Source organism: Staphylococcus petrasii (assembly GCF_002902565.1).
In the GTDB taxonomy this organism is placed as follows: domain Bacteria; phylum Bacillota; class Bacilli; order Staphylococcales; family Staphylococcaceae; genus Staphylococcus; species Staphylococcus petrasii.
Genome location: NZ_PPRC01000011.1, coordinates 25,045 through 50,610, shown reverse-complemented (window position 1 = coordinate 50,610; position 25,566 = coordinate 25,045). Strand labels below are relative to the sequence as shown.

General features: G+C 35.8%; 27 protein-coding genes. 19 read left to right on the top strand and 8 right to left on the bottom strand.

Going from position 1 to position 25,566, the window contains the following annotated elements; all coding sequences use genetic code 11:
- Positions 1-89: 89 nt before the first annotated feature.
- Genes CD127_RS02855 through CD127_RS02825 form a run of 7 tightly spaced genes read left to right on the top strand, consistent with a single transcriptional unit; the run spans position 90 to position 5,154 of the window.
- Positions 90-392 carry an urease subunit gamma gene (locus tag CD127_RS02855; RefSeq protein WP_103365700.1) on the top strand — a complete coding sequence of 101 codons (303 nt, stop codon included), beginning with the start codon at positions 90-92 and terminating at the stop codon, positions 390-392.
- 13 nt (positions 393-405) lie between these two features.
- Complete coding sequence (locus CD127_RS02850; RefSeq protein WP_103365699.1) at positions 406-813, top strand: urease subunit beta; 408 nt, start codon at positions 406-408, stop codon at positions 811-813.
- Complete coding sequence (gene ureC, locus CD127_RS02845; RefSeq protein WP_103365698.1) at positions 813-2,528, top strand: urease subunit alpha; 1,716 nt, start codon at positions 813-815, stop codon at positions 2,526-2,528. The genes CD127_RS02850 and ureC overlap by 1 nt, the downstream gene beginning before the upstream one ends.
- A gap of 12 nt (positions 2,529-2,540) precedes the next feature.
- Positions 2,541-2,993, top strand: coding sequence for an urease accessory protein UreE (ureE, locus tag CD127_RS02840; protein ID WP_103365697.1), 453 nt, complete (start codon positions 2,541-2,543; stop codon positions 2,991-2,993).
- Positions 2,986-3,675, top strand: a complete 690-nt coding sequence (locus CD127_RS02835; RefSeq protein WP_103365696.1) for an urease accessory protein UreF — start codon at positions 2,986-2,988, stop codon at positions 3,673-3,675. The genes ureE and CD127_RS02835 overlap by 8 nt, the downstream gene beginning before the upstream one ends.
- A gap of 13 nt (positions 3,676-3,688) precedes the next feature.
- Positions 3,689-4,303: an urease accessory protein UreG gene (gene ureG / locus CD127_RS02830; RefSeq protein ID WP_103365695.1), complete on the top strand. Its 615-nt coding sequence runs from the start codon at positions 3,689-3,691 to the stop codon at positions 4,301-4,303.
- Positions 4,303-5,154: an urease accessory protein UreD gene (locus CD127_RS02825; RefSeq protein WP_103365694.1), complete on the top strand. Its 852-nt coding sequence runs from the start codon at positions 4,303-4,305 to the stop codon at positions 5,152-5,154. The genes ureG and CD127_RS02825 overlap by 1 nt, the downstream gene beginning before the upstream one ends.
- A gap of 376 nt (positions 5,155-5,530) precedes the next feature.
- Here CD127_RS02825 and CD127_RS12605 read toward each other — a convergent pair whose 3' ends face one another.
- The 3 genes from CD127_RS12605 to CD127_RS02815 form a co-directional block, all read right to left on the bottom strand.
- On the bottom strand, positions 5,531-5,698 hold the full coding sequence (locus CD127_RS12605) for a hypothetical protein (RefSeq protein ID WP_160148971.1): 168 nt from the start codon (positions 5,696-5,698) through the stop codon (positions 5,531-5,533).
- A gap of 8 nt (positions 5,699-5,706) precedes the next feature.
- Complete coding sequence (locus tag CD127_RS02820) at positions 5,707-7,353, bottom strand: phospho-sugar mutase (protein WP_103365693.1); 1,647 nt, start codon at positions 7,351-7,353, stop codon at positions 5,707-5,709.
- A gap of 235 nt (positions 7,354-7,588) precedes the next feature.
- A complete protein-coding gene (locus tag CD127_RS02815; protein ID WP_103365692.1) occupies positions 7,589-8,566 on the bottom strand; it encodes an SMP-30/gluconolactonase/LRE family protein in 978 nt (325 codons plus the stop codon).
- Between the two features lie 278 nt (positions 8,567-8,844).
- Here CD127_RS02815 and trhO point away from each other — a divergent pair, with 278 nt between their 5' ends.
- Together trhO and CD127_RS02805 are read left to right on the top strand one after the other, a co-directional pair.
- Complete coding sequence (trhO, locus tag CD127_RS02810; RefSeq protein ID WP_103365691.1) at positions 8,845-9,807, top strand: oxygen-dependent tRNA uridine(34) hydroxylase TrhO; 963 nt, start codon at positions 8,845-8,847, stop codon at positions 9,805-9,807.
- Positions 9,808-9,948: 141 nt separating this feature from the next.
- The gene (locus CD127_RS02805) at positions 9,949-10,923 is read left to right on the top strand and encodes a choloylglycine hydrolase family protein (protein WP_103365690.1); all 975 of its coding nucleotides are present in this window, start codon (positions 9,949-9,951) and stop codon (positions 10,921-10,923) included.
- Between the two features lie 419 nt (positions 10,924-11,342).
- On the opposite strand, the gene CD127_RS02800 is transcribed toward CD127_RS02805, so the two are convergent.
- Positions 11,343-12,716 carry an MFS transporter gene (locus CD127_RS02800; RefSeq protein ID WP_174694736.1) on the bottom strand — a complete coding sequence of 458 codons (1,374 nt, stop codon included), beginning with the start codon at positions 12,714-12,716 and terminating at the stop codon, positions 11,343-11,345.
- 209 nt (positions 12,717-12,925) lie between these two features.
- Positions 12,926-13,699 carry an acetoin reductase gene (locus CD127_RS02795; RefSeq protein WP_103298635.1) on the bottom strand — a complete coding sequence of 258 codons (774 nt, stop codon included), beginning with the start codon at positions 13,697-13,699 and terminating at the stop codon, positions 12,926-12,928.
- A gap of 264 nt (positions 13,700-13,963) precedes the next feature.
- Here CD127_RS02795 and CD127_RS02790 point away from each other — a divergent pair, with 264 nt between their 5' ends.
- From CD127_RS02790 to CD127_RS02755, 8 genes are all read left to right on the top strand, one after another.
- Positions 13,964-14,668, top strand: coding sequence for a DUF969 domain-containing protein (locus tag CD127_RS02790; protein WP_103365688.1), 705 nt, complete (start codon positions 13,964-13,966; stop codon positions 14,666-14,668).
- A complete protein-coding gene (locus CD127_RS02785) occupies positions 14,661-15,587 on the top strand; it encodes a DUF979 domain-containing protein (RefSeq protein WP_103297973.1) in 927 nt (308 codons plus the stop codon). The genes CD127_RS02790 and CD127_RS02785 overlap by 8 nt, the downstream gene beginning before the upstream one ends.
- A 22-nt stretch (positions 15,588-15,609) precedes the next feature.
- Entirely contained in the window at positions 15,610-16,248 is a 639-nt protein-coding gene (pcp, locus tag CD127_RS02780) for a pyroglutamyl-peptidase I (RefSeq protein ID WP_103365687.1), read from the top strand.
- A gap of 236 nt (positions 16,249-16,484) precedes the next feature.
- A complete protein-coding gene (locus CD127_RS02775) occupies positions 16,485-18,047 on the top strand; it encodes an ABC transporter substrate-binding protein (RefSeq protein WP_103365686.1) in 1,563 nt (520 codons plus the stop codon).
- On the top strand, positions 18,040-18,999 hold the full coding sequence (locus tag CD127_RS02770; RefSeq protein ID WP_103296968.1) for an ABC transporter permease: 960 nt from the start codon (positions 18,040-18,042) through the stop codon (positions 18,997-18,999). The genes CD127_RS02775 and CD127_RS02770 overlap by 8 nt, the downstream gene beginning before the upstream one ends.
- Positions 18,989-19,756 (top strand): ABC transporter permease, encoded by a 768-nt coding sequence (locus tag CD127_RS02765; protein ID WP_103365685.1) that lies wholly within the window; start codon positions 18,989-18,991, stop codon positions 19,754-19,756. The genes CD127_RS02770 and CD127_RS02765 overlap by 11 nt, the downstream gene beginning before the upstream one ends.
- The gene (locus tag CD127_RS02760) at positions 19,723-20,496 is read left to right on the top strand and encodes an ATP-binding cassette domain-containing protein (protein WP_103365684.1); all 774 of its coding nucleotides are present in this window, start codon (positions 19,723-19,725) and stop codon (positions 20,494-20,496) included. The genes CD127_RS02765 and CD127_RS02760 overlap by 34 nt, the downstream gene beginning before the upstream one ends.
- Positions 20,483-21,115, top strand: a complete 633-nt coding sequence (locus CD127_RS02755; protein WP_103365683.1) for an ATP-binding cassette domain-containing protein — start codon at positions 20,483-20,485, stop codon at positions 21,113-21,115. The genes CD127_RS02760 and CD127_RS02755 overlap by 14 nt, the downstream gene beginning before the upstream one ends.
- An 83-nt stretch (positions 21,116-21,198) precedes the next feature.
- Here the strand turns inward: CD127_RS02755 and CD127_RS02750 are convergent, their stop codons facing one another.
- Positions 21,199-21,864 (bottom strand): CPBP family intramembrane glutamic endopeptidase, encoded by a 666-nt coding sequence (locus tag CD127_RS02750; protein ID WP_103365682.1) that lies wholly within the window; start codon positions 21,862-21,864, stop codon positions 21,199-21,201.
- 170 nt (positions 21,865-22,034) lie between these two features.
- Here CD127_RS02750 and CD127_RS02745 point away from each other — a divergent pair, with 170 nt between their 5' ends.
- The gene (locus CD127_RS02745; RefSeq protein WP_103365681.1) at positions 22,035-22,841 is read left to right on the top strand and encodes a CPBP family intramembrane glutamic endopeptidase; all 807 of its coding nucleotides are present in this window, start codon (positions 22,035-22,037) and stop codon (positions 22,839-22,841) included.
- A gap of 200 nt (positions 22,842-23,041) precedes the next feature.
- Here CD127_RS02745 and CD127_RS02740 read toward each other — a convergent pair whose 3' ends face one another.
- On the bottom strand, positions 23,042-23,668 hold the full coding sequence (locus tag CD127_RS02740; RefSeq protein ID WP_103365680.1) for an NDxxF motif lipoprotein: 627 nt from the start codon (positions 23,666-23,668) through the stop codon (positions 23,042-23,044).
- 99 nt (positions 23,669-23,767) lie between these two features.
- The gene (locus CD127_RS02735) at positions 23,768-24,586 is read right to left on the bottom strand and encodes a CPBP family intramembrane glutamic endopeptidase (RefSeq protein ID WP_103365679.1); all 819 of its coding nucleotides are present in this window, start codon (positions 24,584-24,586) and stop codon (positions 23,768-23,770) included.
- Between the two features lie 210 nt (positions 24,587-24,796).
- On the opposite strand from CD127_RS02735, the gene nagB reads away from it, so the two are divergent.
- Positions 24,797-25,528, top strand: a complete 732-nt coding sequence (gene nagB, locus CD127_RS02730; protein WP_103365701.1) for a glucosamine-6-phosphate deaminase — start codon at positions 24,797-24,799, stop codon at positions 25,526-25,528.
- Positions 25,529-25,566 lie beyond the last annotated feature (38 nt).

Here is a 25,566-nt window from a genome sequence, read left to right as displayed (position 1 = left end):
AAGGTATTTTCCTTGTGAAAAGTTTTCATTCATTCTAACATAAGAAGTGTAATACCTATTTTAAATTACCAAGGAAAGAAGGAATCAATTTGCATTTTACTCAACGTGAGCAAGACAAGTTAATGATTGTTGTAGCTGCAGAAGTTGCACGTCGACGCAAAGCACGTGGTTTAAAGTTGAATCATCCTGAAGCATTAGCTTTAATTAGCGATGAATTATTAGAAGGTGCACGCGATGGCAAAACTGTAGCGGAGTTAATGAGCTATGGTAAAACGATTTTAAATGAAGATGATGTAATGGAAGGCGTTGCTAACATGATTACAGACATTGAAATCGAAGCAACTTTCCCAGATGGCACAAAACTAATCACGGTTCACCACCCTATCGTGTAAGGAGGATGAAAAAATGATTCCTGGAGAAATTAAAGTAAAAAGTACTGAAATTGAAATTAATAAAGGTCGACCAGAAACTGTACTAACGGTTAAAAACACAGGCGATCGTCCTATTCAAGTGGGTTCACATTTCCACTTTTTCGAAGCAAATAAAGCATTACAATTTGATCGTGAAAAAGCTTACGGCAAACATTTAGATATCCCTGCAGGTGCTGCCGTACGTTTCGAACCTGGCGATGAAAAGAAAGTTCAATTAGTTGAATATGCAGGTCATCGCAAAATTTATGGTTTCAGAGGCATGGTTAACGGTGAAATTGATGAAGACCGCGTATATCGTCCAACTGGTAAAAATGATGAACACGCCGGTGTGTCTAATGACGAAGGCGAAGAAAACATTAATAAAAAAGGTGGTAAAGCATAATGAGTTTTAAAATGACGCAATCTCAATATACCAGCCTTTATGGTCCAACTAAAGGTGATTCAATTCGACTTGGCGATACAAACTTATTTGCACAAGTGGAACATGACTACACAAATTATGGCGACGAAGTAACATTTGGTGGCGGTAAATCTATTCGTGATGGTATGGGTAAAAATCCAAACGTTACACGTGACGACCGTTATGTTGCAGATTTAGTTATTACAAATGCAGTCATTATCGATTACGATAAAGTAGTTAAAGCTGACATTGGTATTAAAAATGGCTATATCTTTGCAATTGGTCAAGCGGGTAACCCAGATATTATGGATGATATTGATATCATTATCGGCGCAACTACAGATGTTATTTCTGCTGAAGGTAAAATTGTAACTGCAGGTGGTATTGATACTCACGTTCACTTTATCAACCCTGAACAAGCAGAAGTCGCACTTGAAAGTGGTGTCACTACACATATCGGTGGTGGTACTGGTGCTTCAGAAGGTACTAAAGCCACAACTGTAACACCTGGACCATGGCATATTCACCGCATGTTAGAAGCGGCGGAACACTTACCAATCAACGTTGGCTTCACTGGTAAAGGTCAAGCTGTAAACCACACTGCACTAATTGAACAAATTCATGCCGGCGTTATTGGCTTGAAAGTACACGAAGACTGGGGTGCAACACCTTCAGCATTAGATCATGCTTTATCAGTAGCTGACGAGTTTGATGTTCAAATTGCACTTCACGCAGACACATTAAATGAAGCTGGATTCATGGAAGATACAATGGAAGCCGTTAAAGGCCGTGTATTACACATGTATCATACAGAAGGTGCTGGTGGCGGACATGCGCCTGACTTAATTAAATCTGCATCTTATTCAAATATCTTACCTTCATCTACTAACCCAACATTACCTTACACACATAATACTGTAGATGAACATTTAGATATGGTTATGATTACACACCACTTAAACGCTTCTATTCCAGAAGACATTGCCTTTGCAGATTCTCGTATTAGAAAAGAAACTATCGCTGCCGAAGACGTATTACAAGATATGGGTGTCTTCAGTATGGTCAGCTCAGACTCACAAGCAATGGGACGTGTAGGTGAAGTCATCACACGTACTTGGCAAGTAGCTCACCGCATGAAAGAACAACGTGGTTTCTTAGATGGCGACCAAGAGTATAACGATAATAATCGTATTAAACGTTATATCGCTAAATATACAATTAACCCTGCTATTACACATGGTATTTCTGACTATGTTGGTTCAATTGAAAAAGGTAAATTAGCCGACTTAGTATTATGGAATCCTGCATTCTTCGGTGTAAAACCTGAGTTAGTCGTTAAAGGCGGTATGATTAATTCAGCAAATAATGGTGATGCCAATGCATCTATCCCAACAGCACAACCTCAAAAATATCGTAGAATGTATGGCCAATATGGCGGCAATTTACAACATACATCTATTACATTTGTATCTAAAACAGCATTTGAAAGTGGTATCTATCGTAACTTAAACTTAGAACGCATGGTACGTCCTGTTCACGGTATCCGTAACCTAACTAAGAAAGATATGAAGAATAATGATGCTACACCTAAATTAGATGTGGACCCACAAACATACGAAGTATTTGTAGATGGTGAAAAAATCACTAGCGAACCTGCTACAGAATTACCATTAACACAAAGATACTTCTTATTCTAGGAGGCATTATTAATGATTATAGAAGAAATTCAAGGCAATATCGCAAACCTTTCTGCCGATGAAAAGAATAAACACGTTGAAAAAGTCTATCTTGAAAACTCAGACCTAGTAAAACGTATTCAACGTGTAAAAACAGATCACGGTAATGAAATCGGTATTCGTTTAAAACAACCTATTGATTTACAATACGGCGATATTTTATATCAAGATGAAACAAATATGATTGTCGTTGATGTAAATTCAGAAGATTTACTAGTTATTAAACCACGTACCTTACAAGAAATGGGCGACATTGCGCACCAATTAGGTAATCGTCACTTACCAGCCCAATTTACAGAAACTGAAATGCTCGTACAATATGACTATTTAGTAGAAGACTTATTAAAATCACTCGGCATCCCTTATAGTCATGAAGATCGTAAAGTGAATAAAGCCTTTAGACATATAGGACATTCACATGATTGATCATTCAAATTTAAGACTATTTCAGTTCTGTGATTCACAATTCCCTACCGGCGCATTTAGCCATTCATTTGGACTGGAAACTTACATTCAAAGAGATGCAGTGCATGACGCCACTACTTTCAAAGAGTGGCTTCAACTGTTCCTCAATGAACAACTTACGTATTCAGATGGCTTAGCAATGCGCTTGGTTTATCAAGCTTTAGACGATGAAGACCATGAAAGAGTACTACAACTTGATCGCTTAATCTTCGTACAAAGTTTACCTCGCGAAACACGTGTGGGTACAAAACAAATGGGTACAAGAATGGTCAAACTTGCAATGGAACTTTATGATAGCGAATGGATTGAATGGTACCATACGCAAATGAAAGAGAAACGTGCCAAATTACATCCAGCTATATGTTTTACCATGCTTGGCCATTACTTAGGTGTCGATATTGAAACAATTATTGATTACTATTTATATCAAAATGTTTCAAGTTTAACTCAAAATGCTGTACGTGCTATTCCACTTGGACAAACAACTGGTCAACAAGTGGTGACGGAAATGATTCCATATATCGAGCGTACACGACAACACATTTTCACATTAAGCGAAGCAGACTTTGGCTTAACAGCTCCAGGCTTAGAGCTTAACCAAATGGAACATGAAAACGTTAATGTGAGAATCTTTATTTCATAGGAGGTTATTATTTATGGCAAATCCAATTAAAATTGGTATTGGCGGTCCTGTTGGCGCAGGTAAAACCCAATTAGTAGAAAAATTAGTACGTCGCCTTTCAAAAGATATTAGTATCGGCGTTATTACCAATGATATTTATACTAAAGAAGATCAAAAAATCTTAGTTAATACAGGCGTCTTACCTGAAGATCGTATTATTGGTGTAGAAACAGGCGGTTGCCCTCACACAGCAATTCGTGAAGATGCGTCTATGAACTTCGCGGCGATTGATGAATTGTTAGAACGTAACGATGACATCGAATTAATCTTTATCGAATCTGGTGGCGATAACTTAGCGGCTACTTTCAGTCCTGAATTAGTGGATTTCTCAATTTATATCATTGACGTTGCTCAAGGTGAAAAGATTCCTCGTAAAGGCGGACAAGGTATGATTAAATCTGATTACTTTGTTATTAATAAAACAGACTTAGCTGAGTTCGTTGGTGCATCATTAGACCAAATGGCTGAGGATACGAAGACCTTCCGTGGTGAGCGTCCATTCACATTTACTAACCTTAAAACAGATGAAGGTTTAGAGAATGTGCTTGAATGGATTGACCGCGACGTATTACTTAAAGGATTATCTTAATGGCTGCTTCAAGAGATACTGAACAAACGTGGACTGGGCAATTAGACCTTACCGTTTTCCATAATGGTAAGCGTTCTGTTGCGCGTGATATCTTCTTTGAAAAGGCTCTAAAAGTTATTCGACCAGTTTATTTAAATTCATCAACGATTCCAACGTTCTATATTGTCAATGTAGGCGGTGGTTACTTAGACGGCGACCGTTATCGTATGAATATTAATGTAGAAGAAGCGGCTTCTGTGACTTTGACGTCTCAAGGTGCTACGAAGATTTATAAAACATTGAATGATCATGTGGAGCAATATCAAACTTTTAATATTGCAAAAGATGGTTATATGGAATATGTAGGCGATCCTATTATTGCCTATGAAAATTCTAAATTCTTCCAGCACAATGTATTTAAACTTGATGCAAGTGCGTCTATGTTTTATACAGATATTCTGACACCAGGATATTCTATGAAAGATGAACATTTCACTTATAACTATATGCACTTAATTAACGAGATTTATGTGGACGATGAGTTAGTGACGTATGATAACTTGCTTATGGATCCAACTAAGACGAAGATGAATGCGATTGGTTATATGGAGGACTATACGCATTTAGGTTCGGCTTACTTTATCCATCCTGATGTGACGCAAAAGTTAATCGAAGAAGTGTATGAGGAGATTAAGGATTATACGAAGACGTATGATTGTCGTTTAGGTATTACGCAATTGCCTACGCATGGTTTTGCGGTACGTGTGTTATCGAATATGACGCAAGAGATTGAGGAAGTTCTGAATACGGTGCAAGCTTATATTGCGAATAATTTGTTTGACCGTGAGTTGGACTTTTTAAGAAAGTATTAATATATGTATAAGATGCCTTGTAGTTTGGGATGTGTATCTCTTACTATGAGGTGTTTTTTTAATTTTATTTTTTGAAAATGAGGTGTGAGGTTGAACTTGTGTGGTGTCAAAGAGTTGTACTCAATACTGCGTATTGAAGTGGCTCGCTTGCTCTAGGCATAGCCTGAGCCAATTTGTTAAATAAGGAAAAGCGATTAATCACTTTGTTAGCCTTTTTCAAAGGCTTGTAGGTTGTGATTAATCGCTTTTTGGTTTAATTTTTGTCTCAAGGCTTATGCTATTCCTAGTAGCGTCTCGCCATCAATACTTCGTATTTCTATCAACTAATAATGCAAAAAGTATAATTAGAATCTTATTGAATAGAGAATATTAATAGTTATATATCAAATTTCAGTTGATTATCTTGTACTTCAACTTCTTTTTTAGATTTTTTAATTTCATTTCTTTTGCGTAATTTATGGTGATCATCATGAAGTTTTTTAATCGCATTTCCACAACTTTTAAGAGATTCTTTATCATATGAAGATGGTTTACTAATTTCCATAACTCGCCCTACTTCACGTCTTTAAATATATATTCATATATCTCTTGTGCTACTTGGTCGAAGTTGTGGACGTTGAGTGAGATATAGAATTTGAGTTTAGGTTCTGTGCCTGATGGTCTTAGGGCAATGAAGCCTTCTTCAAAGATGACTCTAATGACGTTGGCTTGTGGTAAGGTAATTGTTTCTACCGTATTGTCTTTTTTGTTTACACGTTGGAGTGTGTCGTAATCTTCTACTGCGATGACGTTTAAGCCTGCGATTGTGTCAGGGATATGATGTCTTACTTTAGCCATTAAATCTGCAATGTGTTGTTGGCCTTGTTTGCCTTCGAATACTTTTGAAACAAGGTAGTCACGATAGTGTCCTACTTCTTCATAGATTTCTTTTAACGCGTCGTGAAGTGTTTTGCCCTCATTTTCCAAAATAGAAGCATACTTAATAATTAATGGCACGATTTGGACGGCATCTTTGTCTCGCACGAAATCATCGGCTAAGTAGCCGTAACTTTCTTCGTAGGCGAATAAAAATGATTGGTCATTGTCAAATTCACGAATCGCTTTGGCAATATGTTTGAAGCCGATTAAGACTTCCTTCACAGTGACCCCATGTTGTTGCGCAAGACGTTTACCTAATTCACCAGTAACGATAGATTGGATGACGACGGGATGTTTAGGGAGCGTCGTATGTTCAATAAGATATTTAATTAGTAATGCGCCAATTTCGCTGCCACCAAAGTAGTGAATTTGACCATCTTTATTACGTTCGACAAAACCCATACGATCGACATCAGGGTCTGTAGCAATAATTAGATTTGCGTCAGTGTCTTGGGCTTGTTGAATGGCTAAGTCAAAGGCGTCGCGTTCTTCGGGATTCGCACTTTTCACAGAACTGAAATTTGGATCGACTTTGCACTGTGCTTCAACTAAGTTAAAGTTTTGAAAATGTAGGTGCTGTAAAATCTCGGGAATAATCGGTACACCTGTGCCATGTAAGCTTGTGTAAACAACCTTTAAATCTGACTGTGGAATATCGCCGACAAGATGCGTAATTTCATTAATGTAATTGTTATAAACATCATCTGGTAAGGTATGGATATTCTTCTCAATCAACGTAGGGTTGAAGTCTACTTCTAATTGAAGTGGATCTTCTAAATTATTAATGTAGTTAGCGACTTCTAATGACGTTTCTTCATCTAATTGCGCACCATCTGAGCCGTATACTTTAATGCCGTTATAATCTTTCGGATTATGGCTTGCTGTAATCATGATACCCGCAGAAGTATGTAAGTGTCTTACGGCATATGATAATTCAGGCGTCGTTTTGTAATGCGCTGCTAAGTATACTTTGATGTCATTTGAAGCAAGAATTTGAGAAATCAGTTCTGCAAATTCTGAAGATAAGTGACGAATATCATAGTGAATGACAATCGAAGGATGCGTCTCTTTGTCTTGTAAATAGTTAGCGATGCCTAGCGCTAAACGTTGGATAGTATAGCGATTTAGACGACCTGGGCCAAGTCCGAATTGCCCACGAATCCCTGCTGTACCGAAAGCTAATTCAGTTTCAAAGCCTTGTTCCTGGAATTCAGGTGTTTGTGCATCATAAAAAGACGCTACAAGACTATCTTCTTTATGTTTCATCCAATTGTCTTTCATCATATACTCCTTTCACACATACGTGTCTATTATATTCATTCTTCAGTATACTGGATATAGCTAAAAGTTTCACAGAATATGGAAGCAAGGGATAAAACACATTTCTTAAGTTGCAATAAGTAACCAATAGTAGTATAATACATTTATAAATTAGTTCCATTACAAGCACCAAACCCCTCACTACTTGTACTAGTGAGGGGTTTTTTAGTGTTAGACGCTGTCGCTTATTTTATTCTTATTGGAATTGGTAGCTTTTATGTCCTTTGGCGAAGCCTTCTACTGTATAAATCATTGAGCCACCTTCCGAACCATTTTCAATATCGTTTGTACAAATTAATAATTGATTTGTACCTGGAATGAATTGTGGATGTGTTGAACGTAGCATTTTACCTTCATCACGACCTGGCATTAAAATTTGACCAATTGGATAACCACGTTTATTAAAGACTAAGACACGTCCTTGTCCATACATCGCGACATATAAGTTATCGTCGCTATCGATACATACTGAGTCCGGTCCTTCATGTCCTGTAAAGTAGTATGGAATTGTAGCGCCAAATGGTGCAATCGTTACACCATCGTCTTCTAATTGGATACGATGAAGTCGGTTAGTTGTCGTTTCCGTAACCCATAACACTTTTTCATCAGTACTTAACGCTACACCGTTCGCGACAGAAATATTCTGAATCACTGGCGTTACCGTCTTGAAGTCAGGTGACACATAGTAAACGCCACCTTTAGGATTTGTCGAATAGCCTCTGAAATCTGTGAAATAGAAGCCACCTTTACTGTCGAAGACCATGTCATCAATACAGTATTCTGAGTTTAATTCAGAAATAATTTCTTCAAAGTTGTCACCATGTTCATCAGTCGCAAAGATGCCACCTGTTGATTCAAAGTCTCCTAAATAACATGTAAAGAAACGTCCATCTTTATGAATTTTAACTGCAGCTGGATTTTGTTTTGGTGATTGGAATGCAGTAGACACTTCTTTTGTTTTCGTATCTACTTTAAAGATTTTGCCGCCAAATACTTCACATAAATACAAATTATGATCTCTATCGAAGATTAATCCTTCTAATTGAAGACCTTCGTCTGAAATTTTTACCCAAGGTTCTGCGGTAACCGTTTGTAATTCACTTTCTGAAATAATCGGCACTGCGCTTTTTGACGCACCTGTATATGTAAGTTTCGGTAATGATTCGTTTGACATAAGATACAATTCCTCCTTTTTGAAAAGTAAAATTTTAATTTCTCAATTTCTAATATACGCTTTAACATTATGGTACTATATGTAATCGTTTTCAAAAAGAAATATTGCTCACTTAACTAGGTCTGTTGCCCTATTTTCAAAACCGAAATATTGAAAGTTATTGTAAATTTGGTAAAATAATATAATGTTGATTTTTATAAAAAACGAAAAGAACGACAATTTAAATAATTACGGCTTGCCCTTACGATAAATTCAAAATTTAAGAGGAGAATCAGAAAATGGATTATAGAGTGTTATTATATTACAAATATACAACTATTGATGACCCTGAAACATTTGCAGCTGAGCACTTAGAATTCTGTAAAGCAAACAACTTAAAAGGCAGAATCTTAGTTTCTACTGAAGGTATTAACGGTACATTATCAGGTACAAAAGAAGATACAGATAAATATATCGAGCATATGCATGCGGATGAACGTTTCGCAGATATGACGTTCAAGATTGATGAAGCTGAAGGTCACGCATTCAAGAAAATGCACGTACGTCCTAGAAACGAAATCGTTGCATTAGGCTTAGAAGATGACGTTGACCCACGTGTAACAACCGGTAAATACTACTCACCAAGCGAATTTAAAGAAGCATTAGAAGATGAAGATACAGTCATTTTAGATGCACGTAATGACTATGAATTCGACTTAGGTCACTTCCGTGGTGCTGTTCGTCCAGACATCACACGTTTCAGAGACTTACCAGATTGGATCCGTGAGAACAAAGACCAATTAGAAGGTAAAAACATCGTTACTTATTGTACTGGCGGTATCCGTTGTGAAAAATTCTCTGGCTGGTTAGTTAAAGAAGGCTTCGAGAACGTTGGTCAATTACACGGCGGTATTGCGACTTATGGTAAAGATCCTGAAACTAAAGGTGAATATTGGGACGGTAAAATGTACGTATTCGACGAACGTATTAGTGTAGACGTTAACCAAGTTGAGAAAACAGTTATCGGTAAAGAACACTTCGATGGTACGCCTTGCGAACGTTACATTAACTGCGCCAACCCTGAATGTAATAAACAAATTCTTGTTTCAGAGGAAAATGAAGAAAAATACCTTGGCGCTTGTTCATACGATTGTGCCAAACACCCACGTAATCGCTATGTAGCTAAAAATAACATTAGCGATGAAGAATGGAATCGTCGTTTAGAAAACTTCAAAGACGTACCAGAACACGTACATGCTTAATTAATTAGTTGTATCCCTTATGAGATTTAACCAATGTCATAAGGGATATTTTTTATACTTACCATTGTTAAAATTGAAATCATTACATATAAAATTTATAATTGATAATAATTTTCAATATATAAATGGAGGTTGATACATATGTGTACGGGTTTTACTTTTCAAGCAAAAAATGGCAACATCATTCTAGGTCGAACAATGGATTATGATTATCCATTAACGGGTCACCCTGCTGTGCAACCGCGCAATTTCTATTGGGAATCTCGCGTTGATTATAAAGGCAAGACGAAGTATGGCTTTACTGGCGCAGGTTCAGATATGGAAGGCTTTATCTTCGGAGATGGCGTGAACGAGCATGGCTTAGCGATTTCGAACCAATACGACCGTGGTTACGCGTCTTATGCGACTGAAATTCGTGAAGGCTATATCAATATTTCGCAAACTGAAGTGCTAACGTGGGCACTTGGCTACAATCAAACGATCGACGAACTCATTGATAATGCGAAACAAGTGAATGTTGTAGCGAATACTCTCAACGATATTAACGAAGCACCTCCGCTTCATTATCATATTTCTGATGCTACTGGTCGTACGGCTGAAATTACATTTGTGGAAGGCCGTATTGTAGTGCATGATAATCCAGTTGGCGTGCTAACAAATAGTCCTGATTTGAATTGGCATTATGAGAACTTGAAGAATTATGCGAATGTGACGCCTTACAAACCTCAATATAAACGTTACAAGAATTTATATATTGGGAATGAAAGTGGCACTTCTGGTTTGCCAGGAGGTTATACATCTGCGGAGCGTTATGTCAGAGCAACGTATCTCGTGCATAATATGTTGCCTGACGATGGCGATGAGGCGGTGCTCGATGCATTTAGAATTCTGGATAGCGTTAGTATTCCTAAAGGTGCCGTTCGCCCCTCTGAAAATGAGTTCCACTATACGCTGTATCAAACTGTATTTAATCTGACTACGCGTACGTTGTATGTGAAGTATTATAATTCTAACCGCATTGCCGAATTACAATTAACTGAGGATTTATTAAATAGCGATGATTTAGTTATCTTTGAGCCAATACCACAAGGCTTAATGACAGATAAAGTGAATTAAATATGTACTTTTTATGTAGAGTAGTTCTTAAATAGATGTTCACTCGTTTAAGTTGTTGCGCTTTCCTGTGGGAAAGGCTCAAGCCTGTAGTCTTGAGGCTCTTTCTTTTCCACTAGGAGTCTCCACAACTACACTTCGTAATCTATCTTAGAACTATTTACTTAAGTGTGTGAACACTTACGTTCCTTCCCCAGCTTGCTTTGTTTGTAGACTTTCTATGCGAAAGTCTTTGTGCTGGGGCCCCGCGCGCAACGTCATTCGTTTTTCATCTTTAGAATTTCTTGCCTAAGTATATAGGCACTCAATTCTATTTATTCTGAGATGGTGTAATTTCATTTAATATCTATATCTAAAATTTTTAAACAAGTATTTATAAACAAAACAAGCGTGGCTGATTGAACAGTCACGCTTGTTTTTTATTATGCTTTTACGTTTTTAGGTATAAGAATAAATGCTGAGATTAGGCCAAGTATCATGATAATAGCTCCTGCTAAGAATGAAATCATGGCTGATGTTTCTACGGTATAGAATTGTTGGCATACTGTGAAGATAGTCGTATTGAAGGCAATACCGAAGGCGCCTCCTAAAGTGGCTCCCATTTTATATAAACCTGTCGCAAAACTTACTTTTTCTTCTGGCATGTTAAATACGGCGATCGTTAAACCTGGTGTGGCTACTAAGCCGTTACCAATTGCACAAACCACGAAAGCAAATGTTACAAGACCTACGTACCAACTTTGAGATAAAAATGTACAACTGATTAGGATAATTCCAATGGCTGGGAATAATGGCCCTGCAATTAACATGCTTTTCCCACCATAACGTTGTATTGCTTTTTCACCTAATCGTATCATTGCAATGGCCATGAAGACGTACGGCACAGTGACCAGACCTGTTTGTACTTCACTCATACCAAATTGTTTTTGGGCATAGCCATTGAAGACGACAGTTGTACCTACACCAGTATTGAGTACAAAATTATTAATTGTTGAACCAAGAAATGCTCGGTTTTTTACAATTGAAAAATCGATAAATGGTGTGGTTCTGCCTTTTTCAAAAAAATAAAAAACGATGAGTGCAATGAGACCAAGCGCTACAACACTTAGTGTGAAGGTGCTAGTCCAACCGTATGTGAATCCTTGTGTCATGACTAACATCAGACAGGCGATAAAAATACCGAAGATAATCATTCCTACGTAATCAAATGTTTGATGCTCGCGTTGTGAACGAGGTATTTCTTGTCTGCGACTTAAAATAAGTATCGCAATAATTGATAAAATGATTGAGATAATAAAGACGGTTTGCCATCCTAAATAACTTGAAATAAGCCCACCTACATAAGATGAAAAACCAATTCCGCCTACTGTTGCTATCATCATAAAACTATATGCTTTGCGCAATTCTTGGCCTTCAAATTTATCTGAGACTAATCCAATAGTAGAAGGCAGTAAAATGGCTGCTGAAAGACCTTGGAAAATACGGCCAATGACTAGGAATGGTGTAGCTGGAATGAGAATTAGACTAAGGCAACCAATAATACTTAAGACTAATCCAATAATTGTCATTTTGAGATTACCTATTTTATCAGCGATATCCCCTGCGCCGACCATGAATATGCCTGTGACGAATGAAACAAGGCTAATCGATAGGTTCATTATTGATGCTGGAGCTTCAAATGTTTTTTGGACACTTGCGCCTATATTAATAAATGATTGTGCGAACAACCAATATGTTAACACTGCAAAACTTGCTGCGATGACGAGTTTAACGTCAAACTTACGTTGATGTGACATCACATCATACACTCCCTTACTGTGATATATAATTATGTAATTAATTGAGAATGTTTCTCATTTATATAATCATTGTATCACGAAAGAAACAGGGATACTACGTATAGTTTTATCAATATATAAAGATAAACTCCCCTCTTCATATATTGTTGAGGGGAGTTTTTATGCTTGGAACTGAGTCCTTTAAATGTTTCAATTCTATATTCGGTTTATCTGTACACTAATCCACCGTCTGTAAGGATGGCTTGTCCTGTGATGTAGTCTGAATCTGGTGAAGCTAAGAATGATACTAAAGCTGCCACATCTTTTGGTTCTTGGTAGCGTCCTAATTTGATTGCTGATGAGAATTGTTCGAAGGCATCGCCTGGTTTTAAGCTGTCATCTAATTCAACCATGGCTGCATCGATACGATCCCACATTTCAGTTTTAGCTACGCCTGGGCAGTAAGCATTGACTGTAATACCTTTTTCAGCTAATTCTTTAGCTGCTGTTTGTGTGAATGAACGCACTGAATATTTTGTAGCACAATATGTACCTAGCACTTCATAAGATTCGTGTCCGGCGATACTACATGCGTTAATGATTTTACCTTTACTATTTTGTTTAATAAATTGTTTCGCTGCTGCTTGAATGCCGAAAAGTGTTCCATAAACGTTAATATGGAATAATTTGTCTAATTCGTCTTCAGTAATTTCTAAAATTGAAGATACTGCGTCAACACCAGCATTGTTTACAAAGACATCAATTTGACCAAATTCTGCAACTGCAAATTGAACGAGTTCCTCTTGTTCTTTCTTTTTAGAAACGTCACTATGGAAAGCTACAACGTTAAAACCTTTGCCTTTAAATTCTTCCTCAGTTTTTAGTAGTGTGTCTTGATTAATATCTTGAAGCACGATATTAAATCCATCATTTGCTAAACGTTCTGCAATTCCTTTACCTAAACCTGCGGCTGAACCTGTAATAACTGCTGTTTTTGCCATAAAACATTCCTCCTTTAATTTACAAGTAAATTTTATCACATAAGTATAAAATTACTTTAAATAGATATTTATATCCACAAAACTTTCATAAAATATTATCCATTTTTAAATATTTCTTCTCTAATATCCTCATATTTCAAAATATTATTCTTTTTATTTTAAATGCACTTCATTATCAAAAATAGTTATGCTAATATTAAGAAAATTAAAACTTTTATCTTTTGTATTACCTAAATCAAGTTATTACATCAAAGGAGTGGTTTTATGGAATGGCTTAAATTAATTGGTATTTTAATTATCATTATTGGCTTCATTCTCAAATTCGATACAATCGCAATTATTTTAATAGCAGCAGTCGTTACTGGTCTGGTTGCTGGTATGGATATCGTTGATGTGCTTTCTACACTTGGCAAAGCCTTTGTCGATCAACGACTTGTAACTTTATTTATGTTAACTCTTCCGATGGTCGGTTTAATTGAACGTTTCGGTTTAAAGCAACAAGCTTCTAAACTGATTAGCAACGTCAAGAAAATAACAGCCGGTCGCCTTCTCACTTTATATTTAATTATCCGTGAAATCGCTGGCGTAGCTTCAATACGTATCGGTGGTCATCCTCAATTTGTTAGACCTTTAATCAACCCAATGGTACAAGGTGCCCTGCGCACACGTTATAACCTATCTGAAAAAGATGTCGATGCTAAAGATATCGAAAAATTAAAAGCTGAAGCCTCTGCAATGGAAAACTATGGTAACTTCTTCGGCCAAAATCTATTTGTTGGCGCAGCAGGTATTTTATTAATGGTAGGTACGTTCCAATCTCTACATATTAAAGCAAACGCAATTAGCTTAGTACTCGCTTCAATCCCTATCGCAATCATTACCCTTCTATTAGTTTGGGTTAAAAATATCTTACTAGATCGTTATTTCAATAAAAAATATGGACATAAAGAGGTGAAACAGCATGAATGAGGCTACATTAAATCACATTTTAGAAATTTTCTATATCCTAATTGGTTTACAATTTTTATACACTGCTTATCGTGCTCTACGCGCAACTGATAAATCTAAAAGTATAGGTACTGCAGCATTCTGGACTATCTTAGCCGTCCTTTTCATCGCTGGACCTTATATTCCAAATGCTATTAACGGCGTCCTAGTACTTTGTATGGGTGCGTTGACCCTTTTCAAACAAGTTAAAATTAAAAATATTATTGATGTGACTGATAAAGAAGTCGAAAAAGGGTCAGATAAATACGGTAATAAACTCTTTATTCCAGCCCTTGTCTTAGCTGTAGTGGCAGTCATTATTTCAAACTGGACGCCTCTAGGTGGCGCAATTGGTTTAGGCATTTCATCAGTCATTGGCTTAATCGCAGCCCTACTTATTATTAAACCTAAATTATCTTACGTGCTATATGATAGCGACCGCTTGACGCAACAAGTCGGTACAACAGGGATTCTGCCACAATTCTTAGCAGCCCTTGGCGTACTCTTTACAGCAAGTGGCGTTGGCCAAGTTATCTCTAAAGGGATTTCTTCATTCTTACCTGAAGGCAACCATCTTTTAGGTGCTACTGCTTATATCCTAGGCATGGTGCTCTTCACAGTGTTGATGGGTAATGCTTTCGCAGCCTTTACAGTAATTACTGCAAGTATAGGTATTCCATTCGTGATTGCTCAAGGTGGCGACCCAGTCATTGCCGGTGCATTAGCGATGACAGGCGGTTTCTGTGGTACATTGCTTACACCTATGGCCGCAAACTTCAACACACTACCTGTCGCATTATTAGAAATGAAAGAAGAATTTGGCGTTATTAAGGCACAAGCCCCTATCGCACTCACATTAATCGTTATTCATATTGCATTGATGTATTTCTGGGCTTTTTGAAAATTAAAGGAGGAAATGAATTATGAATATTCTAGTAACAGCATTTGATCCATTCGGTGGCGAAAAAATCAATCCAGCATTAGAAGCAGTGAAACAATTGGAGGACCACATCGGCGAGCATACGATTACAAAGTTAGAAATCCCAACTGTCTTCCATGAATCAAAAGAGGCAGTGGATAAAGAGTTAGCTAAAGGAGGCTATGATGCTGTATTAGCTATCGGGCAAGCTGGCGGACGTTACGATTTAACACCAGAACGCGTTGGCATTAACATTGATGACGCACGTATTGCAGATAACAAAGGAAATCAACCTATTGATGTCGCTATTCAAGAAGATGGCGCACCTGCTTACTTCTCAAACTTACCAGTTAAGAAGATGACAGAAGCCATTAAACAAGCCGGCGTTCCCGCAAGCTTATCAAATACAGCAGGTACATTCGTATGTAACCATGTTTTATATCAATTAGGTTACTTAGCAGATAAATCTTATCCTGGTTTATTATTTGGTTTCATTCATGTGCCATTTATTCCAGAACAAGTGACAGATAAACCTGAAAAACCTTCAATGTCTATCGAAACGATTGCTAAAGGCTTAACAGCTGCGATTAAAGCCATATCAAGAGACGAAGACGCCAAAATCGCATTAGGCGAAACACATTAAAATATTTATTTGTGAAAGAGGGCTTCGTGCCCTTTTTTCTTTTTTGAGATTCTATGTAAGTTCCTCTTTTTCTCACCTTGTTCTAACTCTTCAATCTTCAGATTTCTAATTTCAACTTTTATAATAGTTGTGTAAGTTGTATCATATAATAATGTGTGTTGTTATAAAAATTAATTCTGTATGCAAATCTAATATAAAATATATATGAATGAATACAATGGAAAGTAGGTAAAGTTTTGAAAAAGCGTGTATTCTATTCACTTTCTATGTGTGCCATGCTTATTTTAAGTGGTTGTGCGACACATAATGATGATAAAAAAGAAGTTAAAGTGTCACTTCCCCGTGAATTTAACCCCAAACATTTAGATGCGCAAGCATTTGATGTGCCTATGCCTGTGTATAGTGCGGTTTATCAACCGCTCGTGACTTATGGCAAAGGGGGCAAAATTGAACCAGGCCTTGCTACATCGTGGAAGGCTTCAGATGATGGTAAGGATTATATTTTCCATCTTAAGCGCAATGTGAAATTTAATGATGGTTCTGATTTTGACGCGTCAGCGGTCAAATTTTCAATAGAGAGAGCGAAAGCGACAGATAAAACGGACCCAATGGAAACACTAGATAAATTACAATCGGTCAATATTAAGGATAAATATACGGTGGAAATTAAATTGAAAGAGCCATCTAACCAAGTATTGCCTGAACTCACTCAAATCAGACCGCTTCGCATCATGAGTCCTCATGCAGTGAAAGATGGCGCGACAACTGGTAAATTCGAGAAAGCAATTGGTACAGGTCCATTCAAAGTGGCCGACTCAACGAATGAAACAGTGACGTTTAAACCGAACCAGTATTACCATAATGGCCACCCTCTCGATTACGATCTAACTTTCCAATCAATTGAAGATAGTGATTCGAGACATTTAGCCATCGAAAGTCGTTCTATCGATATTGCAGGCGGTGCATTAGGTCAGATGACGCCACAACAAGTTAAAGAATCTTATCGCAACAAAGATTTAAAAGTTCATACGTATCCAAGTACAGAAACGCAATTTATGGGCTTTAATCCTCAAAATAAAGTCTTAAAAGATAAACGCATCCGTGAGGCTATTAGTAAGGCGATAGATACTAACGACTTGTCACATAACAAGAAACTCAAAGGGTTATTCCAAAGTGACGTGCGATATGTCAATTCAAGTAATCAACACGATCATACATACGACCCTTCAGAATCAGAGAAATTGATTAAAGAAGTAGGCTATAAGAAGAATTCTAACGGTTATTTTGAAAAGGATGGCAAAGTACTGTCACTTAAACTTGCACTTCAAACCGATGAATTTCCAGAGTGGAAAACCAAAGCTGAAATTATGCAACAAGCATTGAAAAAAGTGGGCATCAAATTAGACATCAACATCTTAGATTCTCAAACATATTACGAAACCTTAACAGTACGTAAAGACTTCGACCTTATCTATTACCGTACCTATACTAATGCTTTAATGCCATATAATTTCTTAAATGCACGTTTCAAACAAGCAGATCATCAACCAGGCGCATTCGCAGATGATTCGAAATTAACCGAGATGATTAAAAAGTTCCCTACAATCATTAATATGCAACAACGTCAAAGTGCTTTCGACAAATTATCTAACTATATTGATCATCAATACTTAGCAGTGCCAATTTCTTATCCAAACGAAACCTTTGTAACGACACCTAAAATCAGCAATTTTGAATTTTCTGGTCAGACAGATGCACCTATAAATTTTGATAAATTGAAGGTAAAGAACAATGAATAATATTATTAAACAATTTATAAAATTAGTGATTTACTTAGTCGTCATTTCATTTATTCTATTTGTTCTTTTGGAAAATACAACCGGCAACCCTGCCGTTCAATATTTACAAGAACATGGCGTCGCACAAATCACACCAGAACGCATTAAAATGGCACAAGACAAGTTAGGACTTAGCCAATCCATGCCTGTTCGTTATGTACAATGGCTTGGTCATGCGTTCACAGGTGACTTAGGTACAAGTTTTAGTAATGGCGAGCCAGTAACTGACCGTATCACTCAAGCAATGGCACCAACGTTAAAACTTATTCTTGGCTCAGCGATTATCTTATTCCCACTCGGATATGTCATTGGCTATTTATGTGGTAATCATCCGCGTTCTAAATGGTCGAAATTCACTATGCGAGTTTCTCAACTTATTACCTCATTACCTGAGTATTGGCTAGCCATCATTTTCATCTATTACTTTGGTGTAAAATGGCATTTATTCCCATTCGTAGGTAGTAATAGTTGGCAATATTTTGTGCTTCCTATCACTATATTAGTGTTAGTGGAAGGTAGCCATATGATTTTATTAAGTAGTCATCTTTTCGAGCGTACGCTACACAATCAACCTTATCAATTAGCGCTACTACGACAATTTAAATTGAAAGATCGCATTTATGTACAAATCAAAGAAATATTAGCGCCATTATTAACAATTACGATTAATAATTTTATTCACTTATTTAGTCGCGTCATTATTCTAGAAGTGATTTTCAGTATTTCAGGATTAGGTAAACTGTTAATCAATAGTATTAATTTGCGCGATTATCCATTAATTCAAGGTATCTTAATGATTATTATCTTAATTATTATGGTGCTCAATTTCCTTGGCGACATTTTACTAGAGAAAAGTGATCCGCGCTTAAGAATGTCTAAAAAGTTAGGAGGCCGTATAACTTATGAAGATTAAATATTGGATATGGCCTGTCATTATTGTAGGTCTCGCAATACTCGCCTATGCCTTATATGATAATGCGAATGACATTCATCAATCAGAGGCGTTAATTCCACCTAGCTTACATCATTTACTAGGTACAGACGATTTAGGACGCGACTTCTTAACACGACTTTTTGTCGGCAGCATGGTCACACTTGGGTTAACCACGCTCATTTTAATTGGGACGGTCGTCCTTGGCCTCATCCTAGGATTGATGTCTGCACTTATCGGACGTTGGTTCGATTCCATGATAATGGCGGCAGCTGATATGTTAATTGCGCTTCCTGCGATTATCATTGCCCTTGTTGTCCTTGGCTTTGTTAATAATTCGATTGTCGGTTTATGCTTAGCACTCATTATCGGCTGGTTAGGTCGTTATTTACGTTATTTCAGAAATTTAGCTCGCGATGCACAAACGCAACCCTTTGTGAAATATGCATCTATAAGCGGCTTATCTAAAGTTCAAACGACCATCCATCACGTTATTCCACATCTTTTAAGTAACGTCATGGCACTCGTAACCGCAGATTTCGGCAAATTAATGTTAAGTATTTCTGGTTTAGCCTTCATTGGATTAGGCGTCAAACCACCCTTACCTGAATTAGGCGCTATCCTTTATGACGGTAAGAGTTATTTCTATTCTGCACCATGGCTATTCTTCTTCCCTGGTGTGTTGTTAGGAGGATTCGCGCTCATATGTCAAATATTGAATCGACGCTTCATTCGTTAAAGCCTTTATTGCATTTGGAAAATGTCTCCGTCTACGATGGCGATGTTGCGCTTTTAAAACATATAGATTTAGACGTGACTGAAGGTAGCTTTCATTGTTTAGTAGGTGAAAGTGGCAGTGGTAAATCATTATTATCTCGTACTGCCTTACAAATGTATCAACCACATTTACGCTACGATGGTAACGTTGAAATTAATCTTAATGAAACAGACGCTATGTTCCAAGATGCCAATAGTAATTTCTTCCAAAATGTGCGTATTCAAAAACATTTCGATGCCTTATTTGATTCGTTTAATTCTAAAATGACTCGCGAGCAACAACGTGAATTCGTATTACGTCAATTTAGAAATTTAGGTTTAACTCAAGCAGAAGATGTACTTCATGCCTACCCTTTTCAATTAAGCGGAGGAATGGCACAACGTGTGGCATTAGTAATGGCAATTATTAGAGAAGCCAAGTTTATGATTGCTGACGAACCTACGAGTGCATTAGATTTTGACAATCGTAATAACTTAATGCGCCTATTAAATCATGTCATTCAAGAACACGGAATGACCAGCTTATTTATTACACATGATTTAAGTTTGGTTAGAGAATACGCCACACATATCAGCGTTATGTACCAGGGAGAAATCATTGAAAGTGGGACCGCTCCACAAATTTTAGAGCACCCTCAACATAGCTATACACGACAATTGATTGAACTTTCGAATAGGAGAAATCAATATGTTACAGATTAAACAGTTGAATAAATCATTTTCAGATAAAGCGATATTTAAAAACTTTAATTATGAAGCCGATAGTCATGAGAATATCATTATTAGTGGTGTTAGTGGGAGCGGTAAGTCTACCCTCGCTCAAATCATCGCAGGTTTAGATGATAACTATCAAGGCGTCGTAAGCTACAAGGATTTAACTCTCGGAAAAGTATCACGCCATGAGTGGATGAAACATATCCAATATATTCCACAGTATAATTCAAACACTTTAGATCCTAGAAAAACGGTCGAATGGATATTGAAACAACCTTTGAAAAACTTTCATATCCCTGAACACTTACATGAAGAAAAAATGCAGAACGCTATGAAGCTATGTAAATTAGACTCACAGCTATTAAATAAAAAAGTAAGTAATTTAAGTGGTGGCCAATTCCAACGATTATGGATAGCGAAAGCCTTATTAGTTGAACCTGACGTCATTATTTTAGATGAAGCTACAACTAACCTAGATATGATTAATGAAGAACTGATTTTACAGACTTTACGAGAAATTGAAAACTTGCAGTTAATTATTATTACGCATGATCCTTATTTATTACACAGCCTTCCCGGTAAACATTTAAAAATTGGTAGTGAATAAGGAACCCTATTAAAATGGAGAGATCTAGTGCACCTATTAGACCTCTCCATTTCTTTATATTAATGATGATAATTATTGCTCATTTACCAGAAATGATTTTGAATGACAACAAAAGAATTATTTAAAATATGCGTTAATATTGCTACTTCTAAGCGTCCAGTCTTCAAATAGGCAAAAACAAATATTAAGCCAGAAAATCCATAAACAAACCATTCTCCAATAGTAGTTGGCCCATGTGCACCCGCAAATAATATGACCGAAACAATAGCTCCGATAATTGGCACACCTCTAAATATGCCTTTAATTAGTAATCCTCTAAATATAACTTCTTCTAAGATTGGCCCTAAGAAGCCAATTGATAAAAATTGAAGCAAGATCGGAACATTTTTATAATCTTCTTCTAAACCTTTTTCGTTGTTGGTCTCTGGCATGAAGAATGAATATAAATAATCTACACCGAACATTAAAGCGAAACCAATAATAATTAATATCCATTGTTGTTTAGTAATCTTGCTAAAATTAAATAATTTCAACTTAAATACCCATAATAATAAAAATGCGATGACAATAGGGATAATACTGACCCAAAAATATTTAGGACTCTCTTCTGCTAATCCTAAAACCATCGATTCAGCGAAAAACATTACAAACATCATAAAAATAGATTGTAATAATAATTTCCAATACGCTTTATGCGAAATTTGAAAATCTGATGACTTAGTTTGTGACTCTACTTGTTCTTGTGACATTATATACCTCCTTATTTCTTGGGAAATCTTTTACTTACTTAATTAAAAACTCACTTATTCTTAAAAATAATTTTACTCGACTTATATAGATTAAATGTCAAATATATGTTACATTCAAAATGCAGTATCCGTTTTCAAAGTTCTAAATATTAAATAAAGGTGGGTTTAACATGACAGAATATGAAAATGGGAATACATATACTTCAAATCCTGAACACTCACATCAAGATAAAACTCCACAATCTCATGAAGAACGTTATCCTAAAGGTAATAAGTTTTTGAATATCCTTATCTTTATTGGTTGGTTCATACTCGCTGAAATTCCAATCGTTACAATGAGCTTTATTGTTGGATTTTCAGTTCACATGGATTTATTAACTGGCACGCTTGCTACGTTACTTTTCCTTCTTTTCACAGGTATTATTGTGTGGCTTGTAAGACGTTACTATAAACGTCATACTTACGAACAGCCGAAGAAATTTAAAGGTAAAGATATTGCGATTAATATTGGTTGGGCCGTGTTACTACGCTTAATGGTGATTGGTATGTCTCAATTAATGTTAGTTGTAATAGGCTCAAGTACGACAAAAAATGACCAAATGCTACTTGGCAATATGAACAGTAAACCTACTCCAGACCAATTAGGGCAAGTGTTCCCAGATATTGTATTTGCGTTAACTATTACGTTCATTGTTCCATATTTAGAAGAATTGATTTATCGTGGCATCTTCAAAGAAACGCTCTTTAAACGTAGTCGCTTCTGGTTACCATTTATTATTTCATCAATTGTTTTCGCCTCTCAACACAATCCAACAAATTGGGTTGCTGTATTAATGTATACCTTTATGGGCATGATCTTTTACCTTGCATATCACCGCAGAGGCAATGTCCGCGATAGTATGATGGTCCACATGCTTCATAATGGTGTTACTGGCATATTGATTCTTATTGGTTATTTCACTGTATTGTTTAGTTAAACTATCTAAGTAGTCCGTTTATAGGACTACTTTTTTTCTTGAAAATGAAGCACAATTGACGCAGTCATTTTCAAAAAATAAAATATCCAAATATGTAACCTACATATAACATAACAAAATTCTACGTAATTCAAGCTTAAATCTTTCTTAATTTCAAATACTAAAAAACAGGACCCCGAGTTTGCGGAGTCCTGTTAGTTTTATTTATCAAAAGCGATAGTCTTAATATTTTCCTTTTTCAAGAATTTCTCAATTTTATCTTGTTCACGACCATTAACAATATCTATATTTTTGTATATATTCTTAAACTCTTTTAAATCATCTTCATCTAACTTTTCTTCAGCTTTTTTTGACATACTTTTAGCTTTATTATCCATGTCATTAAATGTTGTAATATACTGACTAATTTTCTTACTATATTTTTCATATTCTTTATTCGGGAGTTTATTGTTTTTTATGTATTTAGCAAAGTTAGCGTCATTTTGAATTCGTAAATTTAATACTTTATCATAATTTTTCTGCTGTTTTTCAGATAATTTTTCATCAGAATATAACTTATCTTCATAAGGTTCAGTAGCATCTAATAGCTTTCTGTCAGAATCTAAATATCTTTTTATATCTTTCTTCATAGTAGCTTCAGAAATTGTTTTATTAGACGTTGTTTTATCAAAAATATGTTCTGGAATTTTATGATTATGACTTTCCTTGTTCTCAGTATGTTTATTTTCAGTTTCACTATCTTTTTTGTGATTTTCCTCAGAAGATGAACATCCTGCTACTGTAATAACTAATATAAAAGTTGAAATTAATAATGCTATCTTTTTCATATAAAATCTCCTTTTATTTAATTTTAATGCATTACATTTTAAGTATAGTGAACTTCTCAGTAACTTTAAACCTTTCTTAAGTAACTCAACTAAGTCGTATTAGCTGTTAGCGTTTCTTCTAACTCTTAGTAATAATAAGATGACAACAAGGTAGCCAAATATCGATATAATTGAAGCTTCGAAGCCAAACTGATTGCCTGATATAGCTATATTGTTCGTATGTAATACATATTGCCATACTGCAGCGTTGCTTTCTTTTTCAGTGATAAAGATAATTTGAAAAAGATTCCAAAAGAAATGCAAGGTAATACTTGCCCAAATCGTATTAAATTTATAAGTTGCTAAAGCAAACATGAGACCTACTAAAGTGCCACTAATCAATAATAGGAAAAAGCTACTTATATTGAGCGCGCCATTCAATACATGGATCACACCAAAAAAGACCGATGTCGAAATGATAGCCACTTTAATATTCGTTTTCTTCTCAATATACCCCATCAAGAAACCACGACATACCATTTCTTCAACGATGCCACCACCCAATGCAGTTACAAAGATTGGCCAAAATATCATACGCATTGTTTCGTTTAACGAATTAAAATGATGAACTTTAAAGTCACCAGGTACAAAAATGAAATAAACAGTATAAACTAAAATCGGTAATCCTAAACCAAGTAAAACATATGTTTTATGAAATTTAGGTGCAGTAATACGATACGATTCTAAATTATCTTTAAATACTCTTTTAATAAAAAATCGCACTACAAAAAAGGCAAAAATAACATAAAATATACCTGATAATATTACGCCAATACCTAAAAATTTAATAAAGTCATCAAACAGTAACGTAATACCTTGCGTAACTCCCATAATTAAAATTGCTAAAATAAACATGCCAATAATTTTTAATAGTTTCATATATAATTCCTCTTTATATTGTTCTCATCATCTATCTTAGCATAGTTATTTTAATAGAATTTATAGTAATTATTTAATCTTATACCTATACATATTAGTAAGATTTTAAGGTTAACTTACACTGAAATAACATTACTTGGGTATACTTTTAATACATAAGTAAATTATTAAAAGCCCTTTGTTGAATAAACGTATGGAGGCGTTTATATGATGAAATTGATTAATTTAAAAAATAAAACCATCGCCAGTGACTATGTAGCCATTGAACTTTTAAAATTAATTCAAGACAATCCTAAAGCAATTCTCGGGTTAGCTACAGGAAATACGATGACAGATGTTTATCCACGTTTTTCTGAATTATTGGAAGCAAATAATACAGATTTAAACGAAGTGCAAACGTTCAATTTAGATGAATATGTAGGGTTAGAACCTGAACATTCTCAAAGTTATCATACCTATATGCATCAGTTATTGTTTGATCACAATTCTAGTTGGCAAGCTTCTCATATTCACATTCCTCAAGGTAAAGCGGACGATTTAGAATCTGAGGCTAAACGCTATGAAGAACTTTTAAAATCAATTGGTAACCCAGATATTCAATTATTAGGAATTGGAGAAAATGGTCATATCGGTTTCAATGAACCTGGCACGTCTTTCGAAAGCGAAACACGTGTGGTAGATTTAACTGATTCAACCGTTAAAGCCAATAGTGTGAATTTCGATACAATTGAAGATGTTCCAAAACAAGCTGTATCTATGGGATTAAAATCAATTATGCGTGCTAAACGTATTATTTTACTCGCATTTGGAGAACGTAAACAAGAAGCAATTCGTCGTTTATTAGAGGAAGAGACGACAGAGGATTTACCAGCATCTATATTACACAATCATCCAAATGTAGAAATCATTGTTGATGACATTATTTATAATAATTTGAAATAAAAATAGGACAGTATTCGAAGTTTTAAAACCTTTGAATA

What these genes read in the sequence shown, in the direction of transcription:
- CD127_RS02785 (WP_103297973.1), top strand. Translation starts at nt 14,661, where the DNA reads ATGAATGAGGCTACATTAAATCACATTTTAGAAATTTTCTATATCCTA.
- CD127_RS02770 (WP_103296968.1), top strand. Translation starts at nt 18,040, where the DNA reads ATGAATAATATTATTAAACAATTTATAAAATTAGTGATTTACTTAGTC.
- CD127_RS02760 (WP_103365684.1), top strand. Translation starts at nt 19,723, where the DNA reads ATGTCAAATATTGAATCGACGCTTCATTCGTTAAAGCCTTTATTGCAT.
- CD127_RS02795 (WP_103298635.1), bottom strand. Translation starts at nt 13,699, where the DNA reads ATGGCAAAAACAGCAGTTATTACAGGTTCAGCCGCAGGTTTAGGTAAA.
- CD127_RS02820 (WP_103365693.1), bottom strand. Translation starts at nt 7,353, where the DNA reads ATGAAAGACAATTGGATGAAACATAAAGAAGATAGTCTTGTAGCGTCT.
- ureC (WP_103365698.1), top strand. Translation starts at nt 813, where the DNA reads ATGAGTTTTAAAATGACGCAATCTCAATATACCAGCCTTTATGGTCCA.
- CD127_RS02825 (WP_103365694.1), top strand. Translation starts at nt 4,303, where the DNA reads ATGGCTGCTTCAAGAGATACTGAACAAACGTGGACTGGGCAATTAGAC.
- trhO (WP_103365691.1), top strand. Translation starts at nt 8,845, where the DNA reads ATGGATTATAGAGTGTTATTATATTACAAATATACAACTATTGATGAC.
- nagB (WP_103365701.1), top strand. Translation starts at nt 24,797, where the DNA reads ATGAAATTGATTAATTTAAAAAATAAAACCATCGCCAGTGACTATGTA.
- CD127_RS02835 (WP_103365696.1), top strand. Translation starts at nt 2,986, where the DNA reads ATGATTGATCATTCAAATTTAAGACTATTTCAGTTCTGTGATTCACAA.
- CD127_RS02765 (WP_103365685.1), top strand. Translation starts at nt 18,989, where the DNA reads ATGAAGATTAAATATTGGATATGGCCTGTCATTATTGTAGGTCTCGCA.
- ureG (WP_103365695.1), top strand. Translation starts at nt 3,689, where the DNA reads ATGGCAAATCCAATTAAAATTGGTATTGGCGGTCCTGTTGGCGCAGGT.
- CD127_RS02745 (WP_103365681.1), top strand. Translation starts at nt 22,035, where the DNA reads ATGACAGAATATGAAAATGGGAATACATATACTTCAAATCCTGAACAC.
- CD127_RS02790 (WP_103365688.1), top strand. Translation starts at nt 13,964, where the DNA reads ATGGAATGGCTTAAATTAATTGGTATTTTAATTATCATTATTGGCTTC.
- CD127_RS02740 (WP_103365680.1), bottom strand. Translation starts at nt 23,668, where the DNA reads ATGAAAAAGATAGCATTATTAATTTCAACTTTTATATTAGTTATTACA.
- CD127_RS12605 (WP_160148971.1), bottom strand. Translation starts at nt 5,698, where the DNA reads ATGGAAATTAGTAAACCATCTTCATATGATAAAGAATCTCTTAAAAGT.
- CD127_RS02850 (WP_103365699.1), top strand. Translation starts at nt 406, where the DNA reads ATGATTCCTGGAGAAATTAAAGTAAAAAGTACTGAAATTGAAATTAAT.
- CD127_RS02815 (WP_103365692.1), bottom strand. Translation starts at nt 8,566, where the DNA reads ATGTCAAACGAATCATTACCGAAACTTACATATACAGGTGCGTCAAAA.
- CD127_RS02750 (WP_103365682.1), bottom strand. Translation starts at nt 21,864, where the DNA reads ATGTCACAAGAACAAGTAGAGTCACAAACTAAGTCATCAGATTTTCAA.
- ureE (WP_103365697.1), top strand. Translation starts at nt 2,541, where the DNA reads ATGATTATAGAAGAAATTCAAGGCAATATCGCAAACCTTTCTGCCGAT.
- CD127_RS02800 (WP_174694736.1), bottom strand. Translation starts at nt 12,716, where the DNA reads ATGTCACATCAACGTAAGTTTGACGTTAAACTCGTCATCGCAGCAAGT.
- pcp (WP_103365687.1), top strand. Translation starts at nt 15,610, where the DNA reads ATGAATATTCTAGTAACAGCATTTGATCCATTCGGTGGCGAAAAAATC.
- CD127_RS02735 (WP_103365679.1), bottom strand. Translation starts at nt 24,586, where the DNA reads ATGAAACTATTAAAAATTATTGGCATGTTTATTTTAGCAATTTTAATT.
- CD127_RS02755 (WP_103365683.1), top strand. Translation starts at nt 20,483, where the DNA reads ATGTTACAGATTAAACAGTTGAATAAATCATTTTCAGATAAAGCGATA.
- CD127_RS02805 (WP_103365690.1), top strand. Translation starts at nt 9,949, where the DNA reads ATGTGTACGGGTTTTACTTTTCAAGCAAAAAATGGCAACATCATTCTA.